The 11,652-nt window shown below is 78.8% G+C and carries 9 protein-coding genes; all 9 read left to right on the forward strand.

Annotation, left to right across the window (positions count from 1 at the left end):
- Positions 1 to 17 precede the first annotated feature (17 nt).
- Genes RSE42_RS10725 through RSE42_RS10765 form a run of 9 tightly spaced genes read left to right on the forward strand, consistent with a single transcriptional unit; the run spans position 18 to position 11,631 of the window.
- Positions 18 to 1,694 (forward strand): carbamoyltransferase, encoded by a 1,677-nt coding sequence (locus RSE42_RS10725; RefSeq protein WP_043660497.1) that lies wholly within the window; start codon positions 18 to 20, stop codon positions 1,692 to 1,694.
- Positions 1,691 to 3,358 (forward strand): HAD-IIIA family hydrolase, encoded by a 1,668-nt coding sequence (locus RSE42_RS10730; RefSeq protein ID WP_415296149.1) that lies wholly within the window; start codon positions 1,691 to 1,693, stop codon positions 3,356 to 3,358. The genes RSE42_RS10725 and RSE42_RS10730 overlap by 4 nt, the downstream gene beginning before the upstream one ends.
- Positions 3,355 to 4,431, forward strand: coding sequence for a glycosyltransferase family 9 protein (locus tag RSE42_RS10735; RefSeq protein WP_415296151.1), 1,077 nt, complete (start codon positions 3,355 to 3,357; stop codon positions 4,429 to 4,431). Before RSE42_RS10730 ends, RSE42_RS10735 begins: the two co-directional genes overlap by 4 nt.
- Positions 4,428 to 5,447, forward strand: a complete 1,020-nt coding sequence (locus RSE42_RS10740) for a glycosyltransferase (protein WP_415296153.1) — start codon at positions 4,428 to 4,430, stop codon at positions 5,445 to 5,447. The genes RSE42_RS10735 and RSE42_RS10740 overlap by 4 nt, the downstream gene beginning before the upstream one ends.
- Positions 5,444 to 6,718 (forward strand): glycosyltransferase, encoded by a 1,275-nt coding sequence (locus RSE42_RS10745; RefSeq protein ID WP_415296155.1) that lies wholly within the window; start codon positions 5,444 to 5,446, stop codon positions 6,716 to 6,718. The genes RSE42_RS10740 and RSE42_RS10745 overlap by 4 nt, the downstream gene beginning before the upstream one ends.
- Entirely contained in the window at positions 6,715 to 8,925 is a 2,211-nt protein-coding gene (locus tag RSE42_RS10750; RefSeq protein ID WP_415296157.1) for a PfkB family carbohydrate kinase, read from the forward strand. The genes RSE42_RS10745 and RSE42_RS10750 overlap by 4 nt, the downstream gene beginning before the upstream one ends.
- The gene (locus tag RSE42_RS10755) at positions 8,922 to 9,650 is read left to right on the forward strand and encodes an SDR family oxidoreductase (RefSeq protein WP_415296158.1); all 729 of its coding nucleotides are present in this window, start codon (positions 8,922 to 8,924) and stop codon (positions 9,648 to 9,650) included. The genes RSE42_RS10750 and RSE42_RS10755 overlap by 4 nt, the downstream gene beginning before the upstream one ends.
- Entirely contained in the window at positions 9,641 to 10,780 is a 1,140-nt protein-coding gene (locus RSE42_RS10760) for a glycosyltransferase family 9 protein (protein WP_415296160.1), read from the forward strand. Before RSE42_RS10755 ends, RSE42_RS10760 begins: the two co-directional genes overlap by 10 nt.
- The gene (locus tag RSE42_RS10765) at positions 10,777 to 11,631 is read left to right on the forward strand and encodes an SDR family oxidoreductase (protein ID WP_415296162.1); all 855 of its coding nucleotides are present in this window, start codon (positions 10,777 to 10,779) and stop codon (positions 11,629 to 11,631) included. Before RSE42_RS10760 ends, RSE42_RS10765 begins: the two co-directional genes overlap by 4 nt.
- The last annotated feature ends 21 nt before the right edge of the window (positions 11,632 to 11,652 follow it).

Here is an 11,652-nt window from a genome sequence, read left to right on the forward strand (position 1 = left end):
AGGAAGGCTCGCAGCCCATGCGCGTCCTCGGAGTCAACGCCCTGTTCCACGACCCGTCCGCCGCCCTCGTCGTCGACGGCCGGGTGGTCGCCGCCGCGGAGGAGGAGCGCTTCTCGCGGCGCAAGCACGGCAAGCGACCGCTGCCGTTCGCGGCGTGGGAGCTGCCCGAGAAGGCGATGGCCTGGTGCCTCGAGGAGGGCGGGCTGCGCCCCCAGGACCTGGACGCCGTCGCGTACTCGTTCGACCCGGCGCTGGCCAAGCCCGCCGAGGAGATGGGCCTGCCGGACCCGTGGGACTGGCTGCGCGTGCAGTACGCCGAGCGCGCGCCGCAGTTCCTTGCCACCGCGCTGCCGGGCCTGTCCCCCTCGACGGTGCGGTTCGTGCCGCACGAGGTCGCGCACGCGGCGTCGGCCGCGCTGGCGTCGCCGTTCCCGGTCGCGAGCGTCCTGTCGCTCGACGGCCGCGGGGAGCGCTCGTCGCACCTCGCGGGCCGGTACGACCACGGCCGCCTCGAGGTGCTCGCGAGCCAGGAGCTGCCGCACTCGCTCGGGCTGGTCTACGAGTCGCTCACCGAGCACCTGGGCTTCCTGCGGTCGAGCGACGAGTACAAGGTCATGGCGCTCGCGTCGTACGGCGAGCCGCGCTTCCTCGACGACCTGCGCGAGGTGCTCTACGCGACCGGCGACGGCGGCTTCGTCGCCGAGGTGCCCGACTGGGAGCGCTGGGCGCCGCGCCGCACGGACGACGGCACGTGGGGCACCGCGCACGGCGGCCGGGCCGAGCACGCCGACCTCGCGGCGTCGGTGCAGGCGCGGCTCGAGGAGGTGCTCGTCGACCTCGCGACGTGGCTCCACGGGCAGACGGGCGACCGCGTGCTGACCATGGCGGGCGGCACGGCGCTGAACTGCGTCGCGAACTCGCGGGTCTGGCGCGAGTCGCCGTTCGAGGAGGTCTGGGTCCAGCCCGCGGCGGGCGACTCCGGCACGGCGCTGGGCGCCGCCCTCCAGCTCGCCGCGGAGGCGGGCGACACCGTCGAGCCGATGGGCTCGGCGGCGCTCGGCCGGGCGTGGGGCGACGAGGCGCTCGCCCGGTGGCTGCGCACCGCGCAGGTGCCGTTCACGACGCCCGACGACCTGCCCGCCGAGGTCGGGCGCATCCTCGCCGACAACGGCGTCGTGGCGTGGTTCGACGGCCGCGCCGAGCTCGGACCGCGCGCGCTGGGGCACCGCTCCCTGCTCGCGCACCCGGGACCGGTGGAGAACCTGGAGCGCCTGAACGACGTGAAGGGCCGCGAGCAGTTCCGGCCCGTCGCGCCCATGGTCCTGCTCGAGGACGCCGCGGAGATCTTCTCCGGCGGCCCCGTCCCGAGCCCGTACATGCTCTTCGTGCACGAGGTGGCGCCCGCGTGGCGCGACCGGATCGCTGCCGTCGTGCACGTGGACGGCACCGCGCGCATCCAGACGGTCGACGACTCGACCCCGCGCCTGCAGGCGACGATCCGGGCGTTCAAGGAGCTGACCGGGCTGCCGGTCGTCGTCAACACGAGCCTCAACACCGCGGGGCGCCCCATGGTCGACGACCCGCGCGACGCGCTCGAGCTCTTCGGGTCCGCCCCCGTGGACGCGCTCGTGCTCGGCCCGCACCTGGTGCGCCGGCCCGACGTGTTCGCCGCTCCGTCCGGGGCGACGGCGTGAGCGCGCCCGCGGGCCGTCCCGCTCCCCCGGTGCCGTACGCCGTCGTCGTGCCCTCCATCGGCCGCCCGTCGCTCGACCGGCTCCTGGAGACCCTCGTCGCCCAGGCCGACGGCCCGGGCTCCCCGGGGCCGGCCGAGGTCGTCGTCGCGGACGACCGCCGGCTGCCGCGACCCGGCACGACCGACCCGGTGCCCGACCCGCTCGACCTCGGGGACGCCGGCCGTACGCTCGGCGCGCGCGTCGTGCGCACCGGGGGCCGGGGGCCGGCCGCCGCGCGCAACGCCGGGTGGCGCTCGACGACCGCGCCGTGGGTCGTGCTCCTCGACGACGACGTCGAGCTCCCCGCCGGGTGGGCGCGCCTCCTCGCGCACGACCTCGCGGCGACGACGCCCCGCACCGGCGGCGTGCAGGGCCGCCTGCACGTGCCGCTGCCCGCGCACCGCCGTCCGACCGACTGGGAGCGCGGGACCGCCGGGCTCGAGCGCGCGGCCTGGGCGACCGCCGACATGGCGTACCGGCGCGAAGCGCTCGAGCAGGTCGGCGGGTTCGACGAGCGCTTCCCCCGCGCCTACCGCGAGGACGCCGACCTCGCGCTGCGCGTGCGCGAGGCGGGCTGGGAGCTCGTGCGCGGCACGCGCACGACGACGCACCCCGTGCGCCCCGCGGACGACGCCGTGAGCCTGCGCGTGCAGGCCGGGACCCGCGACGACGCGACGTTCCGCGCCCTGCACGGGCCGGGGTGGCGCGAGCGCGCCGAGACCGGTCGCGGCCGCCTCGCGTGGCACGTCGCGACCGTCGCGGCCGCCGCGGTCGGCGTCGGCGGGCTCGTCGCGCGGCGCCCGCGAGTCGCGGCGCTCGGCGTGATCGGGTGGGCGGCCCTCACCGCGCAGTTCCTCGGGCGCCGCCTCGCGCCGGGGCCGCGGCCGGGCGACGACGCGTTCGGGCCCGAGCTGCGGCGCATGGCGTGGACGAGCGCCGCCATCCCGTTCGCCGCGGTACGGCACCGCGTCGCGGGCACGCTCGCCGCCCGGCGCGGGCTCGAGCCGTGGCCGCCGCCGCTCGCGGCCGTGCTCCTCGACCGCGACGGCACGCTCGTGCACGACGTCCCGTACAACGGCGACCCGGCGGCGGTGCGTCCCGTCGAGGGCGCCCGCGCCGTGCTCGACGGCCTGCGCGCCCGCGGGGTCCGGCTCGGCGTGGTGTCCAACCAGTCCGGCGTCGGGCGCGGGCTCCTCACGCGCGCGCAGGTCGACGCCGTGAACGCGCGCGTCGAGGAGCTGCTCGGCCCGTTCGACACGTGGCAGGTGTGCCCGCACGCGCCGGACGACGCGTGCGCGTGCCGCAAGCCCGGTCCCGGCCTCGTGCTCGCCGCGGCGGCCGACCTCGGCGTCGAGCCGTGGCGGTGCGCCGTCGTGGGCGACATCGGCGCCGACGTGGGCGCCGCGCTCGCCGCGGGCGCGACCCCGGTCCTCGTCCCGACGCCCGTGACGCGCGCCGAGGAGGTCGCCGCTGCCCCGTGCGTCGTGCCGGACCTCGCCGCGGCCGTCCGCGCGCTCGACGACCGCCTGCCCGGCCCGCCCGGGGAGCACGACGCCGCGCCCTCCCCCGGCGCGTCGGTTCCCGGCACGCCTGCGGCGGCACCGGGCGAGGAGCGTGCGGCATGAGCGCCGACGTGCTCGCCGTGCGCCTCGACAGCGACGGCGACGTCCTGCTCACGGGTCCCGCGGTCCGGGCGATGGCGCACGCGGCCGCAAGCGACGGCGGCCGCGTGGACGTCCTCGCGGCCCCCGCCGGCCGCGCGGCGGCAGGGCTGCTCCCGGACGTGCGCGACGTGCTCGTCTTCGACGCCCCCTGGTCCGGCTACCGGCCCCCGCCCGTCGACCGCGCGAGCGTGCTCGACCTCGTCGCGACCCTCGCCGAGAGGCGCTACGCCGCCGCGGTCGTCTTCACCTCGTTCCACCAGAGCCCGCTGCCCGCGGCGATGCTGCTCAAGGTCGCGGGCGTCGGGCGCGTCGCCGCGGTGAGCGAGGACTACCCGGGCTCGCTCCTCGACGTGCGGCACACCCGCGCGGACGGCCTGCACGAGGTCGAGGCCGCGCTCGACCTCGCCCGCGCCGCGGGGTTCGGCGCGCCGCCCGACGGCGACCGGCTGCGCGTGCGCGGGCCGCTGCCCGACGTGTCGTCGCTCGTGCCCGCGGGGCCCTACGTCGTCGTGCACCCCGGCGCGTCCGTCCCCGCCCGGGCCCCGGCGCCCGACCACGCGCGCGACCTCGTCGCGGCGCTGGTGCGCGCGGGCCACGAGGTGGTCGTCACGGGCGGGCCCGGCGAGACGGACCTCGCGGCGCACGTCGCCGCCGGGCGCGCGCGGGACCTGTCGGGGCGCACGGACCTCGCGGGCCTGGCCGCGGTGCTCGCGGGCGCCCGGTGCGTCGTCGTCGGCAACACGGGGCCCGCGCACCTGGCCGCCGCGGTAGGCACGCCCGTCGTGTCGCTCTTCGCCCCCGTGGTCCCCGCGGAGCGCTGGGCGCCGTGGGGCGTGCCGACCGTCCTGCTCGGCGACCAGGAGTCCGCGTGCCGCGGCACGCGCGCCCGGGTGTGCCCGGTGCCCGGCCACCCGTGCCTCGGCGTCGACCCGGACGACGTCGTCGCGGCCGTCGACCGGCTCGTCGTCCCGCACGTCGTGGGGACGCCCGCGCCCCGCGCGACACCGCTCCGGACCGTGGGGGTGACCCGATGAGGATCCTCGTGTGGCACGTGCACGGGTCGTGGGCGACGTCGTTCGTCGCCGGCGGCCACGAGTACCTGGTCCCGGTCGTCCCCGACCGCGGGCCCGACGGCCGCGGCCGCGCGCGCACCTGGGACTGGCCGCCCGGGGCGCGCGAGGTCGCGCCGGACGAGCTCGCCGACCTCGCGGCGGACCGCGCGATCGACGTCGTGGTGCTCCAGCGCCCCGAGGAGGTCGAGCTGCTGCGGCGCTGGACCGGGCTCGTGCCCGGCCGCGACGTGCCCGCCGTCTACGTCGAGCACAACGCCCCGACCGGCCACGCGGCCGCGACCCGGCACCCGCTCGCCGACCTCGACGTCGTCGAGGAGGGCCTCGTGCCGATCGTGCACGTCACGGCGTTCAACGCGCTCATGTGGGACACCGGCGACGCGCGCACGCTCGTCGTCGACCACGGCATCCCCGACCCCGGCCCGCTGTACACCGGGGAGCGGGCGAGCGTCGGCGCCGTCGTCAACGAGCCCGTGCGGCGCTGGCGCGTCGCCGGGACCGACGTGCTCGTCGCGCTGGGGCGGCACGTGCCGCTCGACGTCTACGGCATGGGCGTCGGCAAGCTCGCCGAGCACCTCGCGGCGCCCGGCGCCGCGCCGCACGACCTGCCGCACGACCTCCCGCACGGCCTGCACGACGACGTCCCCCAGGCCGCGATGCACGCGCGGCTCGCGACGTCGCGCGCCTACCTGCACCCGTACCGCTGGACGAGCCTCGGGCTCTCCCTGCTCGAGGCGATGGCGCTCGGGATGCCCGTCCTCGCGCTGCCGACCACCGAGGCGCCGGTCGCGGTGCCCGCGTCCGCGGGGCTCCTCAGCGCCCGTCCCGACGAGCTCGCCGCGACCGCGCGGCGCTGGCTCGCCGACCCCGACGACGCCCGCGAGCACGGCCGGGCGGCCCGCGCCCACGTGCTCGAGCACTACTCCCACGTCGCGTTCCTGCGGCGCTGGGACACGGTCCTGACGGAGGTGACCTCATGAAGATCGCGATGATCTCGGAGCACGCCAGCCCCCTCGCCGCCCTGGGCGGCGTCGACGCCGGCGGGCAGAACGTGCACGTCGCGTCGCTCGCCACGCGGCTCGGCGCGCAGGGCCACCGCGTGGAGGTGTTCACGCGCCGCGACGACGCGTCCCTCCCGGAGCGCGTCCCGCTCTCCCGCGGTGTCGAGGTCGTGCACGTGGACGCCGGTCCGCCCGTGCCCGTCCCCAAGGACGACCTCCTGCCCCACATGGACGCGTTCGGCGCCGACCTCCTGCGGCGGTGGATCGAGCCCGGGCCCCGGCCCGACGTCGTCCACGCCCACTTCTGGATGTCCGGGATCGCGGGCCTGCTGTCCGCGCCCCCGCTCGGGGTCCCGCTCGTGCAGACCTTCCACGCGCTCGGCTCCGTCAAGCGCCGCCACCAGGGCGCGCACGACACGAGCCCCGCCGAGCGGGTGGCCCGCGAGCGCCTGCTGTGCCGCGCGGTCGACCGGATCGTCGCGACGTGCGCCGACGAGGTCGCCGAGCTCGTCGCGCTCGGCGCCGACCCCGACCGCATCGACGTCGTGCCGTGCGGCGTGGACCTCGGCCGCTTCCTGCCCGACCCGGACCGCACCGAGCACCTGCACCGCGAGCCCGGCCGCCTGCGCCTGCTCTCGGTGGGCCGCCTCGTCGAGCGCAAGGGCGTCGACACCGTCATCGAGGCGCTCGCCGCGCTGCCGGGCGCGGAGCTCGTCGTCGCGGGCGGCCCCGCGCCGGGCACGCTCGACGACGACCCCGAGGTGCTGCGGCTGCGCGCCGTCGCGGTCGCCTCCGGCGTCGCGGACCGCGTGCGGTTCGTGGGCAGCGTGACGCAGGACGACGTGCGCGACCTCATGCACGCCGCCGACGCCGTCGTGTGCGACCCCTGGTACGAGCCCTTCGGGATCGTCCCGCTCGAGGCCGCCGCGTGCGGGCGTCCCGTCGTGGGTGCCGCCGTGGGCGGGCTGCTCGACTCGGTCGTCGACGGGCGCACGGGCCTGCTCGTCCCGCCGCGCGACCCCGGGGCGCTCGCCGCCGCGCTGCGCCGGCTCGCCGACGACCCGGCGTTCGCGGAACGCCTCGGCTCGGCCGCGCGGCTGCGCGCCGAGCACCTGTACGGCTGGGTCACGGTCGCCGAGCGCACCGCCGAGTCGTACGAGCGCGTCACCACGACCCGCCAGGCCGAGCGCGGCCGAGCCCGGCCGGTGGCGGCCGGGCGCACCGCCCTGCGGGCGGTGAGCGCACCGTGACCGCGCCCCGGACGCCCTCCGGCGACACGCCCGGTGCCGGGTCCGGCGACGGCCCGCACGACGCCGCGCGCCGCTGGCTGCGCGCGCACGCCGACGACCTGCACGACGGCCTCGACCTGCTCACCGCCGAGGCGGGCCGGATCGACGCGTGGGGCGCGCGGCTCGCCGACACCGTGCTCGCGGGCGGGCGGCTGCTCGTCGCGGGCAACGGGGGCAGCGCCGCCGAGGCGCAGCACCTCACCGCCGAGCTCGTGGGCCGCTTCGACGGCGAGCGCACCCCGCTGTCCGCGATCAGCCTGCACGCGGAGACGTCGAGCCTCACGGCGATCGTCAACGACTACGGCATCGCCGAGATGTACGCGCGCCAGGTCGCGGCGCACGGTCGCCCCGGCGACGTGCTCGTGCTCCTGTCGACCTCCGGCGAGAGCGAGAACGTCGTCGCCGCGGCCCGCCGGGCGCGCGAGCTCGGCCTCACGACGTGGGCGCTCACGGGCCCGCGGGACTGCGCGCTCGCCGCCGCGTGCGACGACGTGCTCGCCCTGCGCGGCGCGTCGACCTCGTCCGTCCAGGAGCTGCACCTCGTCGTCGTGCACGCGCTGTGCGCCGCGCTCGACGCGCACGTGCGCCACCGCGAGGCGCGCGCCGCGGCAGACCTCCCGGGCGCCGGGTCGGCCGACGACCGACCGACCCCGGCACCCGTACCGGCCTCCGCGGCGACCGGACCGCAGGTCGTCGTCGTCGGGGACGTGCTCCTCGACCGCGACGTCGACGGCCAGGTGACCCGCTTCTCCCCCGACGGTCCCGTGCCCGTCGTCGACACGCTCGGCGTCCGGCGCAGCCCGGGCGGCGGGGGGCTCACCGCGCTCCTCGCGGCCGACGGCGCGAGCGTGCGCCTCGTCGCGCCGTTCGGGGACGACGACGCGGGCTCCGAGCTGCGGGCCCTGCTGCGCCCGCACCTCGACGTCGTCGCGCTGCCGCAGGTCGGCACGACGCGGCGCAAGACCCGCGTGCGCTCCGGCGGCCAGACGGTCGTGCGCGTCGACGACGGCGGCCCCGCCCGGCCCGGCGACCTGCCGGAGCGCGCGGCGCGGGCGGCGCTCGCGGGCGCCGACGTCGTGCTCGTGTCCGACTACGGCGCGGGGACGACCCACGCCGGGCCGGTCCGCGACGCGCTCGCGCACGCGGCCCGCACCGGGACGCTCGTGTGGGACCCGCACCCGCGCGGCGGCGCCCCGGTCCCCGGGACGGCGCTCGTCACGCCCAACCTCGCGGAGGCGCTCGACGCCGCGGAGGCGCTCGGCGTGGACGCGACGCCCGACGACCCCGGGGGCCTCGCGCGGTCGCTCGCGGCCGCGTGGGACGTGGGGGCGGTGTGCGTCACGGCGGGCGACCGCGGGGCGTTCGTCGCGCGCGCGGACGGCGAGCCCGCGTACGTGCCCGCGACCGTGGCGCACGGCGACCCGTGCGGCGCGGGCGACCGCTTCGCCTCGACGGTCGCGGTCGCGCTCGCCCGGGGCGAGGGCCTCGTCCCGGCGGTCGTCGCCGCCGTCGCCTCGGCCTCGGCCTGGGTCGCGGCGGGCGGCGCGGAGGGCTACCGGCGCCGGGCCGACTCCCCCGCCGACCGCACGCCGGGCGCGGCACGGGAGCACGCGCCGGACCGCGCGTCCGCCGCGCCGACCCCCTCCGGCGCGACGCAGGACGTCCCGCCGTCGGACCCCGACGGGCCCGAGGCCGTGGCCGCCCGGCTGCGTGCCGCGGGCGGCACCGTCGTCGCCACGGGCGGCTGCTTCGACATCCTGCACGCCGGGCACGTCGCGACGCTCGAGGCGGCCGCGCGCCTGGGCGACCACCTCGTCGTCCTGCTCAACGGCGACGCGTCGGTGCGGCGGCTCAAGGGGCCGCAGCGCCCTGTCGTCGGGCAGGCCGACCGCGCCCGGGTCCTCGCCGCGCTCGACTGCGTGGCCGCCGTCGTCGTGTTCGACGAGGACGACCCGCGGGCCGCGCTCGACCGCCTGCGCCCCGACGTCTGGGCGAAGGGCGGCGACTACACGGAGGAGACGCTCCCCGAGGCGGAGACGGTCCGGCGCCACGGCGGCCGGGTCGTCGTCCTGCCCTACGTCGACGGCCGCTCCACGACCTCGATCCTCGAACGCTCCGGGCGGTTCGCGCCCGGGGTCCCCACCCTGACGGAGGAGACCACCGCATGACCACCACCACGTCCGCCCAGCGGACCGACGTCCCCGTGCCCCGCGAGCTCGGCACCGTCTACGTCACCGGGGGCGCGAGCGGCCTGGGGGCCGCGCTCGTCGAGGCGGTGACGGCGGCGGGCGGCAAGCCGGTCGTCCTGGACCGGGTCGCGCCCGCCGACGGCGTGCCGCACGCGGTCGTCGACCTGTCCGACTCCGCCGCCGCGGCCGCCGCGGTCGAGCGGCTCGCGCTCGAGGTCGGGCCGCCCGACGACGTCGTCACGGCCGCCGGCACCGACGCGTGCGGGCGCCTCGACGAGATCGACGTCGAGACGTGGGAGCGCGTCGTGCGTGTCAACCTCTTCGGCACGGTCGCCGTCGTGCGCGCCGCGCTGCCGTTCCTCGAGGAGCGCCGCGGCACGGTCGTCACGGTGGCGTCGACGCTCGGCCTCAAGGGCGTCTCGGACGCGACCGCCTACTGCGCGTCGAAGTTCGCGGTGCGCGGGTTCTCCCAGGCGCTCGCCGCGGAGCTCGCGGGCCGCGTCGGCGTCACGTGCCTCGTGCCCGGCGGGATGCGCACCGCGTTCTTCGACGGCCGCACCGAGCAGTACAAGCCGGGGCCGGACGCCGACCTCAACGACCCGCGCGCGACCGCGGCCGCCGTCGTGACGGCGCTGCGCCAGCCGGTGGGCTGCGAGATCCGCGAGATGCTCGTCATGGCGTCCGGCGAGACGTCGTGGCCGTGACGGCGGGCGCGACGGAGCTGGCGCCCGACCTGCCGGGGCTCGCGGGGCAGGACGAGGGGACCATCCTCGTGCTGCGCGCGCTCGGGCTCGGGGACGCGCTGACGGCCGTGCCCGCGCTGCGGGGCGTGCGGCGCGCGTGGCCCGGCCGGCGCGTGCTCCTCGCCGCACCCGCCGAGGTCGGCGGCTGGCTGCGCGACCTCGGCCTGGTCGACGGCGTCGTACCGACCCGCGGCCTCGAGCCGCTCGTCTGGGCGCAGGAGGCGCGGACGCTCACCGGTGCGGACCCCGGGCACGTGGCGGTGAATCTGCACGGCAGCGGTCCCGAGAGCCACCGGGTGCTGCTCGACACCGGCCCGGAGCGGGTCGTCGCGTTCGCGTCGGGCGACGCAGGGGTCGACGGGCCGGACTGGGACCCGGACGAGCACGAGGTCGACCGCTGGTGCCGGCTCGTCACCGCGGCGGGCGGCGCGTGCTCGCGCGAGGACCTGCGGCTCGACCCGCCGGGGTCGCGCGGGCGCCACGTCGTCGTGCACCCCGGCGCGGCGTCCGGCGCGCGCCGCTGGCCCGCGGACCGCTTCGCCGCGGTCGCGCGCGACCTCGCGGCCGCCGGTCACGACGTCGTCGTCACGGGCGGCCCCGACGAGCGCGACCTGTGCGCGCGGGTCGTGGCCGACGCGGACGCCGCCCTCGGCGGCCCCGCGGGGGCGCCGGACGGGACCGGCAGCGTGACCGACACGGCCGGGACGCTCGACCTGCCCGCGCTCGCCGACGTCGTCGCGACGGCCCGGCTCGTCGTCTGCGGGGACACGGGCGTGGCCCACCTGGCGACCGCGTACGGCACCCCGTCGGTGGTGCTGTTCGGCCCGACACCGCCCGCCACGTGGGGTCCCGCCGTGGACCCGGAGCGGCACGCGGTGCTCTGGCACGGCGACACGGAGCAGGGGCCGGCGCACGCGCCCGACGACGCGGCGCGCGGCTACCGGGGTGACCCGCACGCCGCCGACCTCGACCCGGCGCTCGGCCGCATCGCCGTCGCCGAGGTCGTCGCGGCCGCGCGGTCGCTCCTCGTGGGGCCGCAGGACCCTGCCGAGATGCGTGCGGGCGACGAGGTCCGGAGGGTCGAGTCATGACCTCTCCCGATCTCGACCCCCGCACCGCCCGGTCCGCGGCCCCCGCGGGCGAGGGAGCGCACGAGCGCCCCGTCGCCCTCGTCACGGGCTCGGAGTCCGGCATCGGACGCGCCACCGCCGTCGCCCTGGCGGCCGACGGTTTCGACCTCGGCCTGTGCTGGTACGCCGACGAGGAGGAGGCGCAGGAGACCGCGCGCCAGGTCCGCGAGCGCGGCGCGACGGCCGTGACGCGCCGCGTCGACGTCACCGACCTCGACGCGCTGGCTCCCGCCGTGGACGCCCTGGCGGCCGAGCTCGGGCGGGTCGACGCGCTCGTCAACGTCGCCGGGACGGGCACCGCGACGCCGTTCCTCGACCTCGACCTCGGGACGTGGCGCGAGGTGCTGACGACCGACCTCGACGGCCCGTTCGTGCTCACCCAGGCCGCCGCGCGGCACATGGTCGCGGGCGGGCGCGGGGGCCGCGTGGTCAACGTGACCAGCGTGCACGAGCACGCGCCGCGCGTCGGGGCCGCCCCGTACTGCGCGGCGAAGGGCGGGCTCGGGCTGCTGACCCAGGTCGCCGCGCTCGAGCTCGCGGAGCACGGCATCACGGTGAACGCCGTCGCCCCCGGCGAGATCGCGACGGCGATGACCGGCCAGGAGGACGAGGACCCGCACCCGACGGCGCGCCCGGGCGTCCCGCTCGGGCGGCCCGGGGACGCACGCGAGGTCGCCGCCGTCGTCGCGTTCCTGTGCGGCCCGGCCGCGACGTACGTCACCGGGGCGTCCTGGCCGGTCGACGGCGGCATGCTCCGCATGGGGCCGATGGCCGGCTCGCACCTCACCTCGGACGACTGGCGCCGCCCGTGACGCGCCAGCCCCTGACGACCG

The sequence above is a fragment of the Cellulosimicrobium sp. SJTW-1 genome, from assembly GCF_047716875.1.
Taxonomy (GTDB): domain Bacteria; phylum Actinomycetota; class Actinomycetes; order Actinomycetales; family Cellulomonadaceae; genus Cellulosimicrobium; species Cellulosimicrobium funkei.

What these genes read in the sequence shown, in the direction of transcription:
- RSE42_RS10725 (WP_043660497.1), top strand. Translation starts at nt 18, where the DNA reads ATGCGCGTCCTCGGAGTCAACGCCCTGTTCCACGACCCGTCCGCCGCC.
- RSE42_RS10735 (WP_415296151.1), top strand. Translation starts at nt 3,355, where the DNA reads ATGAGCGCCGACGTGCTCGCCGTGCGCCTCGACAGCGACGGCGACGTC.
- RSE42_RS10740 (WP_415296153.1), top strand. Translation starts at nt 4,428, where the DNA reads ATGAGGATCCTCGTGTGGCACGTGCACGGGTCGTGGGCGACGTCGTTC.
- RSE42_RS10745 (WP_415296155.1), top strand. Translation starts at nt 5,444, where the DNA reads ATGAAGATCGCGATGATCTCGGAGCACGCCAGCCCCCTCGCCGCCCTG.
- RSE42_RS10755 (WP_415296158.1), top strand. Translation starts at nt 8,922, where the DNA reads ATGACCACCACCACGTCCGCCCAGCGGACCGACGTCCCCGTGCCCCGC.
- RSE42_RS10765 (WP_415296162.1), top strand. Translation starts at nt 10,777, where the DNA reads ATGACCTCTCCCGATCTCGACCCCCGCACCGCCCGGTCCGCGGCCCCC.